Origin of the sequence: Sporosarcina sp. P17b, assembly GCF_002743115.1 — a bacterium.
Classification (GTDB): Bacteria; Bacillota; Bacilli; order Bacillales_A; family Planococcaceae; genus Sporosarcina; species Sporosarcina ureae_C.
Map to the genome: position 1 here is coordinate 233,262 of NZ_PDYP01000002.1, position 16,908 is coordinate 250,169.

The following is a 16,908-nucleotide window of genomic DNA, read 5'->3' on the forward strand; positions in this document are numbered from 1 at the left end:
TAGTCAGGGATTTCCGTTACGAAGGTGAACGTTCTCTTCCTAAGCCCTTATATATAAACTGAAATCCACAACATCAATTCAACACAAACTTCGTCTGACTGTATCCCTCTTTCAACTTAGTTACTTGCAACGTAGCAGGAATAGCCTCTTTCATCTCCTCGATATGTGAAATGACACCAATCATTCTGCCGGACTGTTGAAGAGCAATCAGCGTATCGATAGCTTTCTGAATAGCTTCTTCATCCAACGCTCCGAAACCTTCATCGATAAACATCGTCTCCATGCGAACGGCACCTTGGAAGCTTTGAATGACATCCGCCATCCCTAGTGCCAAACATAGAGAAGCATTGAACTTCTCTCCACCTGATAACGTCTTGACGTCTCGGGTCTGTCCTGTATACGCATCATGAACATCTATGCCTAAACCACTTTGCTTTCCTCTAGTCTCTTGACGATCACTACGTACTAATTCATACTGTCCGTTCGATAAATCACGCAAGCGTATATTGGCCGCTTGAATGATGCGTTCCAAATACTCGATTTGAATATAACGTTCAAATGATATTTTTAATTGATTTTGACCACGAACTATATCGTATAGATTTGCAATCTTTCCGTAGGTCTTTTCAAGTTCCGCTTCTTTTGATTTGCTTGTTTCTAATTCTTTGTGCAGATCTAGTGCGGCCTGTTGCCATGCTTTTGATTGATTATATAGGGCAAACGCTTCTTCATATTGTATTTTCAGCGCTTCTACTTGATTCTCCATACTCGCCATGTCCATCAGTTGTTTGCCCTCCACAGACTTCTTGAGTTCTGCTACGGTTGACTTCAACGTGTGAAGCGTTTGGGCGAATTCTTGAAGTTGTTGCTGGATAGCCTGGCGTTTTTGTGTCGGCAGTTTTACTTGTAAATAATTCTCTTCTGAAGTAAACCCTTCTTCTTTTAGACGTTTAGTAAACGAAACTACACTTTGATCCAACTTTTCTTTCATATCTGCAAGTGACTTCTTCTCCAGATCTTCTCGGGATTCCCATTTTGTTTTTTCCGTTGTAACGTCTTGTAATCTCTGTTGAATAGATTTCCAAGCATTTTCAAGTTGTAGATTTGTTGCTTCTTTAGATTGAATTTGTTTTTGCAACGCGGATAGCTCTTGTAGGTTTTCTGGAACAGTTGCAAGCACGTGTTCATACAGTGCTTGTTTCGTTTCGAGTTCTCCTTTTGATTCGTTATGTTGCTGCTCTAATCTTTTTATTTCTATAGCAAGCTTTTCCATCTCTAGTTCTGATTGACTTTGCTGTTCTTTTCTTTTTTTTAGTAATTCTCGTTTGCTTCTAAGTACGGACACCTTTTCCGTCAACTCTGTTTGTTCTTTTTGATAATCATGACTCAAATCCACTTGTTGTTCATGCAGTTCAGCCTCACTTGCCTCAATGCGCTGTTGCACTTGCTGTAATTCAGCTTGCTTAAGATGGAAAGTCTGTTCTTTATGTGTCAACTCTATTTTCGCTTTGTCTAATTGTTGCTTAGATACATGTTCTCCTTCCGATTCACCTGCCTTTTTAGGGTGCTCTATACTACCGCAAACAGGACAAGATTCTCCATCATGGAGTGCAGCAGCGAGGATTACCGCTTGATTGCCAATCCAACGATTCTCAAGCGCTTGATAGACTTCTGTGTACTGCTTTACTTGTTGCTCGGCTATTTTATACTGGGCTTCGAGCTCTTTTTGATTTGCCAGTTGTTGCCCGTGAGATAGTACTTGCTTCGCGATAGCTTTAGTATTTGCAAGTTCCTCTATCAACTGTTCATGTTTTTCCAATGAAGTTTCTAATTCTTTTATTTCATTTTTTTGAACAGTTATCATTTCTTTTTGCTGATCATACGCTTGTTTATTTCCTAATAAGGACTCTTCTACTTCCTTGACTGTTTTCTTGAGTGACTCTAGCACTTTTCGTTGCGTAGCTAGGCCCGATACTGTCGGAAGAAGATGATTCAACGTCAGTAACTCTTCTTTTATTTCATTTCTTTCAGGTTCTTTAGCTAGTTCTCGTTCAAAAGAAGCCTGTGTTGAGACGAATTTCTCCTCTGCAGCGGCAAGGGCTGTCACAGCTTCAGAGTAGCCTTGATCTTTTTTCTGCCATTCCGCTTGATTAGTCTTCACGAGTTGTTCTACATCTTCTAATCTTGCTGCTCGTTCTGCTTGTTGCAATTGTTGTTCTAGTATTTTCATTTCTTGTTCTTTCGCTTGCAAACTACCTAGTTCATTTTGACGTTGCTGCAATTTCGTAAATTGTTCATTGATTAAACGAGCTTCATGTAGTTGCTGTTGCTTTTCATTATGGACGCTATAAAGTCTTGTATATTCTTTATGCGTTTCGCTAGATCGTGTTTCATGGTGTGTATGTTCTTGTTGAAAGCCAGACACAAGTTGATGGTAGTTTGGATACTCAGACTGTAATTCGGTAAACAATAACGAGTTACGTTCAGGTAACTTTGCCGGTATTTGATGAAGGATTGCATCACTCATTTGCTTTTCACGTTGAAATTCCGCATTTGCTTCTTCTTTTTTCACTTTTAACCGTTCAACAATTTTTTGATACGGTTCAGTTTTAAAGATTTTGCGCATGATCGCTTCCTTATTCCCTGTATCGGAAGTTAAGAATTTACGGAATTCACCCTGAGGCAGCATCATGATCTGGCTGAACTGCGCATGCGTAAAACCTAATAATTGTTCGATCTTGTCATTTACTTCGGTGACTATTTGACGATCAACTGCTGGAATGAATTGCTCCTCTTTTTCTTCGAATAACTCACAGCGACCAAGTGTATCATTTTTATTTCCTTTCTTTCGGTAAGGAATCTGGCGCACAACTCGAAACCGACGCTTGTGAATATCAAATGTTAATTCAACTGTCGTTTGGACGTCATCCTCAGCAAACTGACTGCGCAATGCTTTCGTGTCTGTACGATCTTCGCCACTTGCCTGTCCATATAACGCAAAACAAATACCGTCGAAGATAGTAGTTTTTCCTGCACCCGTCTTTCCCGAAATAACAAATAAACGATGCTCTTTTAAATCGCGAAAATCAACCGTTTCTTTATCTTTGTATGGTCCAAATGCCGTCATAGTTAGCGTAATTGGCTTCATGAGTGACCCTCCTCTTTCATAACATCCCACAAGACTTCAGCGAATAGCTCTTTCGTCTCTTCATCTGCTTCTTCGCCTTGAAGTTCTTTAAAGAAGGAAGCAAACATTGCCTGGTCATCTTCTTTTTTCTCGACATCTACTGATCCGCCAATTCCATCCGAAGAAGAAACGACTAGTTTACGCTCCACATGCATCGCATTTGGAAAGACGGATCGAATTTTCTCCATAGGTTGTATAACCGGTACCGTATCTAGCAGTTTGACGTACACATAATCTTCATTATGTTCCATCGCCACTATATCCTCCATGGTCCCTTCCACCGTACGCACATCATGCAGTGGAGTAAGTAATCTTTTCTCAGTTTCTACTTCGCCATTCTCTGCCAGTTCAACAATTAGATAACCTTTTTGATGATTCTGTTCAGAAATAGAGTATTTTAACGGTGATCCAGAATAACGAATTGTTTCATTACCTACAAAATGCGCCTGATGCAAATGACCAAGCGCTGTATAATGAAACGGCTCAAATAAATCAGAAGATACATATTCAGCACCGCCAATAGATAATGGACGTTCGGCGTCACTTGTGTTTTCCTCTTTCTCGCCATGTTTTGTGATGAACGCATGTCCGACTAAAACATGCCGAGCGTCTTTATCCATTGATTGCTCGATACGTTCAATAATCTTTTTCATCGCTTTCTGATGAGTAGATATCGTATCATCTTCAAACAAATAACTGACTACTGATGGATCTGCGTAAGGTATCAAATGAAAATAGACGTCGCCATATTGGTCATGCAGTTTTATCGGAGACAAATGAGTGGATAATTCTCCTGTTATGTACAATCCTTGATCTTTCATAAAAGTACTACCGAAATGAAGTCGGCTTGGACTATCGTGATTTCCTGCAATTGCGATGACAGGTGTTTTCAGATCGATAACAATCTCTTGTAGAACTTCATTCAACAAACCTACCGCCTCTGTTGGTGGAATCGCACGATCGTAAAGATCCCCAGCAATCACCACTACATCTGGTCGTTCTTTCTTAATCTCTTCTATAAAAGCTTGTAAAATAAAGCGCTGGTCCTCTGTCATGTAAACTCCTTGCACGAGTTTTCCAAGATGCCAATCTGCCGTATGGAAAATCTTCAAATCCATTCCCCTCTCTTCATATATATAAGTAGAGACAGGAAGAATAGTGTAACAGCGGATCTGTAAAAAAGATCCTAATCTGCTACACCTATTCTTCTGTCTTATTTAATTATTCTTTACTGCTTTATCAGCTTCATTTAGCACTTCACCAATTTTTCTTTCGTTGATGACCAAGTCTGCATAGCGATCCATTTCAGTAGGTTCCATATTAACAATGACCAACTTCGCGCCCTGTTCTTTTGCTATCAGTGGAAATTGATTTGCTGGAGTTACAGTCAACGATGAACCGAGTACGATGAACAAATCTGCCTTCTCACTTTCAAAAATCGATTGAATAAATGCTTCTTCTGGCAACATCTCTCCAAATAACACAACGGACGGTCGTAATTTCCCGCCACAGTCACAGTAAAATTCATCATGCGCGTACCGTTCATTGTCGTACACTTTACTACATGTTTCACAATGTACATTACGAAGTGTTCCGTGAAGTTCCATGACATTTTTTGATCCAGCCATCGTGTGGAATCCGTCGACGTTTTGCGTAATAATGCCGTTGATTAGTCCTTGCTTTTCCCATTTAGCCAATATCTCATGACCAGCATGTGGCCCCGTTTCTTTCGCAGCAATGACACGTTGCTTGTAGAACTGTAGAAATTGTTCAAATTGTTCATTTAAAGCGGTTGTACTTGCCACTTTCGCAGGATCTTCAGTTTCCCACATGCCCGTTTTAGCGGAACGAAAATCAGGTAATCCACTTTCTGTTGACATACCTGCTCCTGTATAGACGATAGTACGTTTCGATTCTTTCAATAAATCTCCCAGCACTGTCCTCATCCTTTCAACTAGCGAAATTATGTTCTATCTATTATAGTAGCATATCCTGTTTGACTGATAATTACCAAATGATACGGAAATAGAAAAGCGGATATCCCAAATGGATACCCGCTAAGTATTATTGTGCTGTGATTTTTTTAATTGCTTCCAGATCAATCAATCCGTCAATTTCATTGCTCTTAATATAATCTGCTTCCTGACTGATATCAGCCATTTCTTGCAATACATCTTCATTTACATCAGTTGAGACGACAATACGGCTGAAAGCTGCTTCAAGTTCATCGCTATTTAATTCTTTGCCTGTCAGATCTTTGATATGCTTCACAACTAACGCTTGCGCTTTCTCTGGCTCGTCACGAACAAACTGAACTGCTTTTGCGTGAGCTGTTAAATAAGAATTTAATAGTTTTTCATTTCCTAAGAATGCATCACTAGTGGCAACTACTGTATTCGTAGACTCTTTACCCCAAGCAAAGTCCTCCCAGTCCAAAATCAATTTACCACCTGCTTGATTTTGTAAGATATACCCCCAAGGTTCTTGCGTTGCTGCACCATCAACTGAATCTTGGATGAATAAAGTCGCTGTATCCGCGGGTGCTGCCGCGAAGAATTCAACTGATCCACCATTCGCTTTTGCTTTTAAATCTACGTCTTTCAATGCTTTACGTAACATTACGTCCTGTGTACTTCCGATTACTGGTATAGCGATACGCTTCCCATCAAGATCTGCCAATTCATTAATGTCACTCTTGTCGTCTGCTACTAATACTGCACCACCATTTACTGCGCCGGATACAATATGGTATTTTGGATCTTTAACGAAATAGTTAATAACAGGTCCTGGTCCAACAGTTCCGATATCGATCGAGTTAGAAGCCATTGCTTCCATGAATAGCCCACCGTTACTTACAGTTTTTGTTGTGATCTTAATATCTTCACCGAATTCTTCCGCGAAATAATTATTTTCTAGTCCTATGATCGTTGCGATATGCGTCAAGTTCGGAAAGTATCCAATCTTTACTTCACTTTTATCCGAGCTGCCTGCGTCTGTTTTTCCGCATCCTGATAAGATCCCTACAATAGCAAATACCGAAAGTAGTCCACCCAATAATTTCTTATTCATATTCTATTCCCCTTTTCTTAGAGCGTTTTACGCCCGAATTCCCCATTTTCTCTCTACACTGCGTTCCAAACGTAAGAATAATACATTATCCATAATCGTTCCGATCACACCGATGATGATCATGACCGAAATAACTAAATCCATTTGTCCAAGTGCGCGTCCTGCTTCCAGTAGTTGACCGAGACCGACGCTTGCACCTAGCAATTCCCCTGCCATGAGCGCTCTCCAAGAGAAAGCCCATGCGATACGTAAACCAGAAATCAATTGCGGTACAGATGCGGGCAAAATTACCGTCCGCAAAAAGTGAAGCCCGCTAGAACCTAATGATTTTGCTACGCGTTGATATAACACCGGTACGTTTTTGAACCCGCTCGTTGCATTGACAATCATTGTCCAAGTTGCGCCTAATGTAACGATAAATAAAATAGCAAAATCATTGAGACCAAACCAGATGATGGCAAGCGGGAACCAGACGATACTCGGAATGGACTGTAATGCCGTCACGAGAAATCCAAGTGTGTCTTCTACGATTTTGTAGCGCCAGATCAGATAACCAAGCACCAGCCCTAGTATAGAAGCAATCGTGAATCCGATTAGTAATCTACTGAGGCTCGCACCAATTGCAGTCAAGATTTGTCCGGAGATGAGTCCTGAAATCAAAGTCGACATAACTTGCGTGAAGCTCGGAAACATAAAATCGGGTAAATCCGATAGTCTAGATGTGACTTCCCATATCGCCACTAGTATCCCGAGAAACACTATTCGTCTTAAAGCTGTAGTCATCGCCCATCTCCTCCTTCAACACCTTCTCTATTTCTTCTTGCAGTTCAGCTAAAATCTGTTTTTCTAGTTGCAACGTCACATCACTAGGCATGACACCGTCTTTGGAATCTTTGGAGATGAAAGTCGCTTTAATTTTTCCGGGACGTGTCGCAAACACGACTATCTTTTGAGAAAGTAATACGGCTTCCCGGATATTATGCGTAATGAAGAGAATCGTTACTTTCGTTTTTCTCCAAATATCCAATAACTCCTTATGAAGTACCATGCGTGTCTGTTCATCTAGTGCCGCAAATGGTTCATCCATCAAAAGAATGTCTGGTTCCATCACAAGTGCACGGGCAATAGATACGCGTTGCTTCATTCCTCCAGATAGTTGATGTGGATAGGAATCGATATAATTACCTAAATGGACCATTTTCAACATCTCAATAGCTTTTTGTTCTGCTTCTTTTTTCGGCATTTTCTTTAGAAGCAACCCATATGTAACGTTGTCTAGTACTGTCAACCAAGGAAACAATCCTGCTTCTTGAAAGACGACTACGCGGTCGGAGCCGGAACCTTTAATTTCTTTTCCATCAATACTGATTTTCCCTTGATCAGCTTTTTCCAGCCCTGCAATCAAATACAACATAGTGGATTTCCCGCAACCTGAAGGACCTACAATGGAAACAAACTGTCCTTTTTCTATCTCAAGATTGATGTTATCCAATACCTTGACCGTTCCCTTGTCTTTATGGGGAAAGCTCTTTTCAATGCCTTGAATTTCTAAATACATGTTGATTCCCCCTCATTAGCATTTTCCATTCGTTTACGTTTTAATCCCTACTAACTTTATATGTTTTATATATATATAATCTACCATTCCTATTGGATTTGTCAATACTATTTAAAATTATTTTTTCAATCTATTTTAAAAATATAGTCGTAATTCAGTAGAGATAGCTTTTCACTACTCTACCTTGCTAATATATTACATAAAAAAACCTCCACCTGATGTAGGTAGAGGTTAATTTCGCTAGTAGTTATTGAAATAAATCACTCGATAAATATCTTTCGCCGGAATCCGGTGCAATACAAACAACTGTATCTTCTGGTGATAATCGCTTAGCCACTTGCAATGCTGCATACAGAGATGCACCACCTGACGGACCGAGTAATACACCTTCTTGTCTAGCAAATTGTCTGACTGTATTATATGCATCGTCATCTTCAATACGGAAAATTTCGTCGTATACAGTAGTATTTAATACGGAAGGGATAAATCCTGGGCTTGTACCTACCAGTTTATGCTTTCCAGGTTTACCACCCGATAATACTGGTGATCCTGCGGGCTCAACTACATGGACTGTAATCGAAGGGTCATGTTGCTTCAATGATTCACCTGTTCCCGTTACCGTACCACCCGTTCCTGAAGTACAGACAAAAGCCGTTAATTTGCGATCGATTGATTGAATCGCATCGATAATTTCCACAGCAGTTGTATGCCTATGACTATCTGGATTGGCTTTATTTTCAAACTGCATAGGAATGAAACTATTTTCGATAGACGCTGAAATTTCATTCGCTTTTGCGATCGCACCCGGCATACGTTCTGCGCTAGGTGTAAGCACAACCTTGGCTCCATATGCCTTCATTAAGTTAATACGCTCAATTGTAGAATTATCCGGCATAACGAAAATTGCAGGATATCCTTTTGCAGCAGCATTCATGGCCAGTCCGATTCCTGTATTTCCTGATGTCGGCTCGATAATCGTAGCACCCGGTTTCAGCACACCATTCTTTTCGGCTTCTACTAACATTTGATAAGCTGCACGATCTTTTACACTTCGGCTCGGATTAAAGTACTCCAGTTTCACATATACAGCAGCACCTGTAGTTTCGCCGAGCGTTCGTACTCTTACTAGCGGAGTATCGCCAATTAATTCCGCCATATTATTGACTACTTTCATTTCGTACACCTACTTTTCATGATGATAAAACTAGTAATCTGATTATGAAGCTGATGTAATCTTTTGATCACGTGGTAAAGCTAAACCAACTAAACCAATGAACGGTAAGAACGACGTAATAATCATCGTTTGATAGATTCCAATATAGTCGATAAGACTTCCTATGGCAACTGCACCAATAGCTCCCATTCCAAAAGCTAATCCTACGGTTAATCCGGCCATCGTACCAATCTTCGAAGGTACGAGCTCTTGAGCATAGATGACAGTAACCGAAAAGCTAAGCATGATAAAGAATCCAATGGTTAGTAGTAGTAATATGATTCCCCACACAGGAGCATATGGAAGTAATAAACTTAGCGGCAATGGTACGACAAGCGACAAGACAATCACTTTTTTTCGTCCCATACGATCTGCCATCGGTCCACCGAAAAACGTTCCGACAGCACCTAGAGCCAAGAATAGGAAAATATACAACTGACCATGTTGGATCGTCATGCCATAGTTTTCGATCAGATAGAAAATATAGAAGCTCGTAATATTCGTTACATAGAATGAACGCGCAAATATGATGACCATTAATAATGTCAACGCAATGACAACTTGTTTCTTAGTCAGGTTTTCCATTGTCGTCAATAGTACTTTCTTCCGCTTACCTAAACGTTCTTCATCGAGCTGCTTCTTATACCAGATGGAAATACGGGATAGCAAGGCAATTCCTGCTGCAGCTACTAAAACGAAAACCGCTGCGCCTATTTGGCCTAGGGGAACGAGAACAAATGCACTAATTAACGGTGCAAGTGCCTGGCCCGTGTTACCTCCTACTTGATAGATAGACTGTGAAAGTCCACGCTTGTCTCCTGCAGCCAAAAACGATACACGGGAACCTTCTGGATGAAAGATAGCTGATCCTAACCCGAGCAACATAACGGAAAGAATAATCAGCCAATAACTTGGCGCCAATGCTAACCCCGCAATTCCGATCATTGAAAATGTCATACCTATAGGCAAAGCAAACGGCTTCGGCTTACGATCACTCAAATATCCTACAACGGGTTGAAGTAGAGAAGCTACGATGTTCAATGCAAATACAATGAAACCTAATTGTTTATAACTAAATTGAAATTCCTTTTCCAAAATCGGCAACATCGCCGGAATCACTGCCTGCAGTGTGTCGTTGAATAAATGACATACTGCAATCGCGATCATGATTGGAAATACCGGATTCGCTACGGCAGTCTGTGGAGATTTATTCATACCCTCTGGTCACACCTTATCTAGTTGTCTATTTTACTTCGTGAATGTAGCAGGCATGACAACCCCTACTACTTCTCCAGTGGCACATAGTTCATCGCCTGCGAAAATTTCTACTGCGACCTTCCACTTCTTCGGGTGAATCTCCGTGACGTTCCCAACAGCCTTTAATACTACTCCTTGTGGTGTCGGCTTACTATATGTAATCTGCAAGGAAGCTGTCACAAAGCGTGGAGGAACAGATCCATCACCTGGTTCATGACCATTTTTCCGGTGTAATGCGAGCGCGCAAGACCCCGTACCATGGCAATCCAAAAATGAAGCTAGAAATCCTCCGTACACAAATCCTGGTATGGCAGTATATTTTTCTGGCGGTAAAGAATAGGTAGCCGTCTGATTGCCTTCCCAACCTGTTCGGAAATGATTTCCTTCCTCATTGAGACTCCCACAACCATAACACCATGAAAAGTCATCCGCATAATCGTCCTGGACTGCATGTGTAACATATTCTTTCATAGTTAGTACCTCCCTTTCAGATGAGTCTCTCTATTATACATTCCGAATATTGAAATATCGAGCCAAAACGAAATAACTATCATTACACTGATAGTTATGTGCGTATCTTCACTACTACATTCATATACTAGTGAGAAACGTTATTTTGCGGAAGGAGGGAATTCTAATGAAAATACGTGGTGTGATATTGGCACTGCTAGTGGCTGGAGGATTTTATGTCATGATTCAGACAATTGATGAAGCTTCCTCCCATCCTTTTGAGCGACTACAAGACCAACAGCTAAATGGTTTAAATCCTTACTCTTCAATCACTTTTCGGCAACCTGGCTCTCAAGCACGACATGCCGTTACTTGGAAAGTAGACGAAGCTGAAGAAATAGACCGATTGCTATCATTTCTCCAAGCATATGATTATGAGAGAATAGATCCGGACACACTGCAATTGTTTGACGATCAATCGCTCTTCACAATTGATTTACAAGACGAGACTGGAAATCGAATGACCATTCTAATTGAAGAAGGAGTTTTAATCCATAATGATCGCCTATACTACGAAGTTGTCAATGGTCCTATGCAAGTAGATTGGCTAATGGATTTTATCATTTCCAATAAACCATAACTTTGTACTCTGAACATTCATTGTATTATACTAGTAATTAATTCGGCAACCGAATAATCGATTTGAAGGAGAGATTCACATTGGTGAAAAGCTTACCTAAACGCGCCCAAGTAAACGAACAAGAAACTTGGAATTTACACATTCTATTTGAAAACGAGCAAGATTATCAGAAAGCCTTAGCAGATGCAAAAGAAGAAGCGGCTGCTTTCGAGAAAAATTTTAAAGGGACCGTTACAGATGCAAACTCCGCTATTCAAGCATTAGATGCATATCGCAGTCTACAGGAGAAACTCACCAAAATCTCGAGTTATGCTGAGTTGACAGCAAGTGTCGATTTAACAAATGATGATTCGCAGATGAGAGAAAGTAAATTTGGTTCAATCGCTGCGAAAATCGGTAGCCAAACTGCATTCATAATGAGTGAATTAACGGAGCTTTCTGAGCAAACGTTACAACAAGCGAGTGAACAATCAAAAGGGTATGCCAGCTTATTCGATAAGATAATTCGGGAAAAACCGCATCAACTACATCCCGAGGTAGAGAAAACACTCGCTGCATTCTCTTCTTCTTTCCAAGCACCGTATTCATTGTATAATACGACGAAAATGGCGGATATTAACTTCCCTGATTTCACTTCAGACGGAAAAGCTTACCCTTTAAGCTATGTATTATTCGAAGGGAAATGGGAGTCTGAACCGAAGACGCCAGTAAGACGTGCAGCCTTTAAAACATTCAGTGATACATTGCGCAAATATCAACATACAACTGCCAAAACCTATGATATGCATGTACAGATGGAAAAAACGACTTCTGACTTACGTGGTTATGACTCTGTTATTGATTATTTATTGATGGAACAAGACGTAGATCGTTCCATGTACAATCGCCAAATTGATGTAATCATGGAAGAACTAGCACCCCATATGCGCAAGTATGCGAAACTTCTTCAGAACATCTACGGTCTGGATGAAATGACGTTTGCAGACTTAAAAATGCCAGTAGATCCATTATATGAACCTTCAATTACAGTCGAAGAATCTAAAAAATATATGAATGATGCTCTTTCTGTTATGGGTGAAAATTATCTTGATATGGTGAACCGTGCTTATTCAGAACGCCGGATTGATTTTGCGCAAAATGAAGGAAAATCTACAGGTGCATTTTGTGCAAGCCCTTACGGCAGTGGCTCATTCATATTGATTTCGTGGACAGGCAGCATGGAAGATGTCTTTGTACTGGCCCATGAATTAGGCCATGCCGGACATTTCAATTACGCCAATGAAGCACAAAATCTGTTTAACTCACAATCGTCACTGTACTTCATCGAAGCTCCTTCAACTATGAATGAAATGCTGATGGCTAATCATTTATTGAAGAATTCCAATGACCCGAAATTTAAGCGTTGGGTACTATCTTCTATCGTAGCCAGAACGTATTACCATAATTTCGTTACGCATCTGCTTGAAGCCGCGTTCCAGCGTAAAGTGTACGAACTTGTGGATGCAGGCGGCAATGTCAATGCCACTATTTTGAATGATTTGAAACGTGGCGTACTTGAAGAATTCTGGGGAGACAGCGTGAGAATAAATGATGGTGCAGAATTGACATGGATGCGTCAACCACATTATTACATGGGCTTGTACCCGTACACATACAGTGCTGGATTAACGATTTCTACTGAGATGGCAAAACGCGTATTGCAAGAGGGAGAACCAGCTGTTGAAGATTGGCTAAACACTTTACGTGCAGGCGGTTCAAAGAAACCAGCGGAACTCGCAAAAATGGCGGGAATCGATATCACGACAGACAAACCATTGCGCGATACGATCTCTTATATCGGTGGATTAATCGATGAAATCGAGAAGCTGACTGAAGAAATTGAAGCACAATAAGTTAGATAAATAAAAGCATCCGCTTTGCAGGTTTTACTCCTGTAAAGCAGATGCTTTTCTATTATTTCATTATTTCGCTTAGGATTTCATATGAACGAAGTCGGTCTTCATGATTGAATATACCTGAACTGATAATCAATTCATTCGCTTTCGTCATATCTACGAACTCTTCCAATTTACGTTTTACTGTTTCAGGACTACCAATAATAACAGATGGTGATTGACTTTGCTGCGCTACCGCTTCTTGTTCAAACGGCGACCACTGCGCATCAATATCATCAATCGGTGGTTGGAACTGGATCATTTTACCTTGACGGATATTCAAGAATTGCTGTTGCATAGATGTAGCCAGATACTGGGCTTTTTCGTCAGTATCCGCAGCAATCAAGTTTACGCCCATCATGGCATGTGGCTTCTGAAGATCTTTCGAAGCCCGGAAATTTTGATGGTAGATTTGCAATGCTTGCATCATAAATTGTGGCGCAAAGTGGCTGGCGAATGAAAATGGCAAGCCAAGTTCTGCCGACAATTGAGCACTAAAGCCACTTGAACCAAGCAACCAAATAGGAACATCCTGCCCTGCTCCTGGAAATGCACGAACACGGTCAGTTGGATTACCTTCGAAATACATACGCAACTCTTCCACTTGTTGAGGGAAATCTTCTCCACCGCTTTGTAACGTGCGACGAAGTGCATAGGCTGTTGCCTGGTCGCTACCGGGCGCACGGCCTAATCCCAAATCAATACGGCCTGGATACATCGCGTCTAGTGTACCAAACTGCTCTGCAATTACTAATGGCGCATGGTTTGGCAACATGACGCCACCAGATCCCACTCGAATTTCCTTGGTCATTTGCGCTACATGTCCAATGATAATCGATGTAGCGGAACTTGCAACGCCCGGCATATTATGATGCTCTGCCAACCAGTAACGATTGAATCCCCAATCTTCTGCATGTTGCGCAAGATCCACACTGTTTTTGAACGATTGCCCTGCATGACTACCTTCATTGATCATAGCTAAATCTAATATGGATAACGGAACGTCGTTAAATAGTTTCGCGTTTTCTCTAATCAATTCATTCTCTCCTTCTGACAGCCACCATTTTTCTTAACCCACTCAAAAATGGCCTGAATAATACCTTCTAATTCTTTACCTTTTGCAGTAAGCTCATACTCTACTTTTCTAACCGTTGGATCGGATTGATTTTTGATGACCAAACCATGCGCTTCCAACTCACGCAATCTCTCCGTTAGAAGACGATCTGATATTCCTTCGATCTCCGCCGATAACTCAAAGAACCTTTTGGGTCCATCTAATAAATGATAAATGATAATTCCCATCCAACGCTTACCGATAAACTCGATTGTATTGTGGAAACTATCGCAACTTTTTTGACCTTTAGGATTTACCGACTGAACAAACTCTTCATTTTTCTTCATTAGCAAAACCCCAATCCTGTACTTCCTTCACTTTATCACATTCATGTTTGACAAACAAGCTTACTAATAGTAATCTTGAAATTAACTTACTAATAGTAAGTAAAATAACATTATTAAGAGGAGTTTTATATTATGTCCCAACATTACGATGAGTTATTGGAAGTTATGCATGCACGCAAATCTGTTAGAAAGTTTGATGCGAACTATACAATCGATAAAGAAGATATTACGACTATGCTGGATGAGGCAACTTCTGCGCCATCTTCGAGTAACTTGCAGCCATGGCGTTTTCTAGTTATACAAGATCAAGAGTTGAAGAAGAAAATCAATCGTTTTTCATTTAATCAAGAACAAATCGAAACCGCGTCGGCTATTATCGCGGTGATCGGTGATACGGAAATGTATCATAATATTGATGAGATTTATCTTTCGAATTTAGCTGCAGGAAATATAGATGAGGAGCATGTGCAGATTCAAATTAATAATGCCAAGGCGGCTTATCCGAACGCACCACTTGAGGCGAGACGCAATATTGCGACGTTTGACGCGGGTCTAGTTTCGATGCAGTTGATGTTGATTGCGAAGGCTAGGGGGTATGATACGGTGCCGATGGGTGGATTTGATAAGCAACAGTTTGCGAAGTCGTTCGAGCTTGAGTCTCGCTACGAGCCACTTGTGCTGATCGCGCTAGGCAAAGCCGCTTCACCTGCTTACGGCTCTACTCGACTGCCAATTGATGCGATTACTACTTATATGTAAAATATAGGAAGTTAAGAAGAGCGAAAGGCAGTGTGTAGGGGTGGGGATTTCCGTTCCGAGCGGACGCTTTCCTGCGGGGTCTCAAGGCTCATGCTATTCCCGCGGGAGTCGCCGCTCTGCACTCCAATCCCTTGCAATACGAGTGGGATATACTTTTTATTACGCATTAAAGTAAGTGTTGTAATAAATTTTGAACTTTGATACTTGAATCTAAAAAAGTTAAGACAAAATAATAATTCACAAACTACCTACAGTGAGTGATCTAAGTAAAACTCCTATTAACGAAGGATGGAAGCGGAAGTTGGCGGCGACTCCCGATGGCTCACGGCAGGCCCATGCGAAAGCGTCCGCCAACTGGAGTTTTCATCCCGAACTACTTACAAGCACTTGCTTTTAAACTTAAACTATACAAAAGAGGATGTCCTAGAAGTGTTACTACTTCTTAGACATCCTCTCATTTGTATGGCTTTCTGAAATCATTCTTGTTCAATCGTTACCTTACAACTTGTCTCATCATACTTACCATAAGCCGCATGATAGGTTGGACCGACTCCTGCTTTAAAGGTTAGGGAGTGGCGAATGCCGGCTGTGATGAACTTTTTCGCCTCAATTACGGCATCTTGCACTGTTTGTCCCTTTGCCAGACCCGCTGTAATAGCTGCAGAGTAACTGCAACCCGCTCCATTCGTATTGATCGTATCAATTCTTGGCGCTTCAAGTAGATAGAACTGTTTTCCATCGTACAACACATCCACTGCAGGTCCTTCCAACCTGCCGCCTTTAACTAAGACGAACTTCGGTCCCATTTCAAACAAGCGTCGTGCGGCTTCTTTTAAATCGTTGACCGATTTTAGCTCCATACCCCCTAATAAATAAGAAGCTTCTGGCATATTCGGTGTAATAATCGTTGCAAGAGGAATCAATTGCTTCTGCATTGCTTCCATTGCATCGTCTTTCAACAGTGCCGAGCCCATTTTTCCAATCATTACTGGATCTACTACGATATTTTGAATTGCGGACTGCTTGATCCACTCCACCACATTGACAATAATCTCTTTAGTGAACAACATACCCGTCTTCATCGCATCGACACCGATATCTTCATGTATTGTTACTAATTGCGCTTCAATCGCTTCCCAAGATTGAGGGAATATGCCTTGACCCGTTCGAGGGTTTCTCGCAACAATCGCTGTAACGGCTGTTGTACCGAATACATCAAACTCCTGGAACGTTTTCAAATCTGCTTGGATTCCTGCTCCTCCACGTGCAGCAGAACCAGCGATAGTTAATGCGCGTTTGATCATCGTTCATTCCTCCTGTCTACTATGTAATACATCTAGATATCTCTTAATTATCTACGTCATTGTACAGGATAACGTGGCTTGGTTATAAGAGTCAATTTCATTGTCTTTCACATGATCAGAATATACTTCCCTTAAT

Annotated in this window: 15 protein-coding genes; 3 read left to right on the top strand and 12 right to left on the bottom strand. The window is 41.0% G+C overall.

Annotated elements, in window-relative coordinates:
* Positions 1 to 73: 73 nt before the first annotated feature.
* The 9 genes from CSV76_RS03090 to CSV76_RS03130 form a co-directional block, all read right to left on the bottom strand.
* A complete protein-coding gene (locus CSV76_RS03090; protein ID WP_099624711.1) occupies positions 74 to 3,148 on the bottom strand; it encodes an AAA family ATPase in 3,075 nt (1,024 codons plus the stop codon).
* Positions 3,145 to 4,299, bottom strand: a complete 1,155-nt coding sequence (locus CSV76_RS03095) for an exonuclease SbcCD subunit D (RefSeq protein ID WP_099624801.1) — start codon at positions 4,297 to 4,299, stop codon at positions 3,145 to 3,147. The genes CSV76_RS03090 and CSV76_RS03095 overlap by 4 nt, the downstream gene beginning before the upstream one ends.
* A gap of 105 nt (positions 4,300 to 4,404) precedes the next feature.
* Complete coding sequence (locus CSV76_RS03100; RefSeq protein WP_099624712.1) at positions 4,405 to 5,124, bottom strand: NAD-dependent deacylase; 720 nt, start codon at positions 5,122 to 5,124, stop codon at positions 4,405 to 4,407.
* Between the two features lie 127 nt (positions 5,125 to 5,251).
* Positions 5,252 to 6,256: an aliphatic sulfonate ABC transporter substrate-binding protein gene (locus CSV76_RS03105; protein WP_085426616.1), complete on the bottom strand. Its 1,005-nt coding sequence runs from the start codon at positions 6,254 to 6,256 to the stop codon at positions 5,252 to 5,254.
* A 27-nt stretch (positions 6,257 to 6,283) separates the two neighbouring features.
* On the bottom strand, positions 6,284 to 7,039 hold the full coding sequence (locus CSV76_RS03110) for an ABC transporter permease (protein WP_085426617.1): 756 nt from the start codon (positions 7,037 to 7,039) through the stop codon (positions 6,284 to 6,286).
* Positions 6,972 to 7,814, bottom strand: a complete 843-nt coding sequence (locus CSV76_RS03115; protein ID WP_085426618.1) for an ABC transporter ATP-binding protein — start codon at positions 7,812 to 7,814, stop codon at positions 6,972 to 6,974. The genes CSV76_RS03110 and CSV76_RS03115 overlap by 68 nt, the downstream gene beginning before the upstream one ends.
* 247 nt (positions 7,815 to 8,061) lie before the next feature.
* Positions 8,062 to 8,988, bottom strand: coding sequence for a cysteine synthase A (cysK, locus tag CSV76_RS03120; protein WP_099624713.1), 927 nt, complete (start codon positions 8,986 to 8,988; stop codon positions 8,062 to 8,064).
* A 42-nt stretch (positions 8,989 to 9,030) separates the two neighbouring features.
* Entirely contained in the window at positions 9,031 to 10,242 is a 1,212-nt protein-coding gene (locus tag CSV76_RS03125) for an MFS transporter (RefSeq protein ID WP_099624714.1), read from the bottom strand.
* A gap of 33 nt (positions 10,243 to 10,275) precedes the next feature.
* On the bottom strand, positions 10,276 to 10,755 hold the full coding sequence (locus CSV76_RS03130; protein WP_099624715.1) for a PaaI family thioesterase: 480 nt from the start codon (positions 10,753 to 10,755) through the stop codon (positions 10,276 to 10,278).
* A 166-nt stretch (positions 10,756 to 10,921) separates the two neighbouring features.
* On the opposite strand from CSV76_RS03130, the gene CSV76_RS03135 reads away from it, so the two are divergent.
* On the top strand, positions 10,922 to 11,374 hold the full coding sequence (locus CSV76_RS03135; RefSeq protein WP_085426622.1) for a hypothetical protein: 453 nt from the start codon (positions 10,922 to 10,924) through the stop codon (positions 11,372 to 11,374).
* An 80-nt stretch (positions 11,375 to 11,454) separates the two neighbouring features.
* Positions 11,455 to 13,266 (top strand): oligoendopeptidase F, encoded by a 1,812-nt coding sequence (pepF, locus tag CSV76_RS03140; RefSeq protein ID WP_199173027.1) that lies wholly within the window; start codon positions 11,455 to 11,457, stop codon positions 13,264 to 13,266.
* A gap of 61 nt (positions 13,267 to 13,327) precedes the next feature.
* Here pepF and CSV76_RS03145 read toward each other — a convergent pair whose 3' ends face one another.
* Together CSV76_RS03145 and CSV76_RS03150 are read right to left on the bottom strand one after the other, a co-directional pair.
* Complete coding sequence (locus CSV76_RS03145; protein WP_085426623.1) at positions 13,328 to 14,344, bottom strand: LLM class flavin-dependent oxidoreductase; 1,017 nt, start codon at positions 14,342 to 14,344, stop codon at positions 13,328 to 13,330.
* Positions 14,341 to 14,709, bottom strand: coding sequence for a winged helix-turn-helix transcriptional regulator (locus CSV76_RS03150; protein ID WP_085426624.1), 369 nt, complete (start codon positions 14,707 to 14,709; stop codon positions 14,341 to 14,343). Before CSV76_RS03150 ends, CSV76_RS03145 begins: the two co-directional genes overlap by 4 nt.
* Positions 14,710 to 14,841: 132 nt before the next feature.
* Here CSV76_RS03150 and CSV76_RS03155 point away from each other — a divergent pair, with 132 nt between their 5' ends.
* On the top strand, positions 14,842 to 15,468 hold the full coding sequence (locus tag CSV76_RS03155) for a nitroreductase family protein (RefSeq protein WP_099624716.1): 627 nt from the start codon (positions 14,842 to 14,844) through the stop codon (positions 15,466 to 15,468).
* A 476-nt stretch (positions 15,469 to 15,944) separates the two neighbouring features.
* On the opposite strand, the gene thiD is transcribed toward CSV76_RS03155, so the two are convergent.
* Positions 15,945 to 16,772 (bottom strand): bifunctional hydroxymethylpyrimidine kinase/phosphomethylpyrimidine kinase, encoded by an 828-nt coding sequence (thiD, locus tag CSV76_RS03160; RefSeq protein WP_085426626.1) that lies wholly within the window; start codon positions 16,770 to 16,772, stop codon positions 15,945 to 15,947.
* Between the last annotated feature and the right edge of the window lie 136 nt (positions 16,773 to 16,908).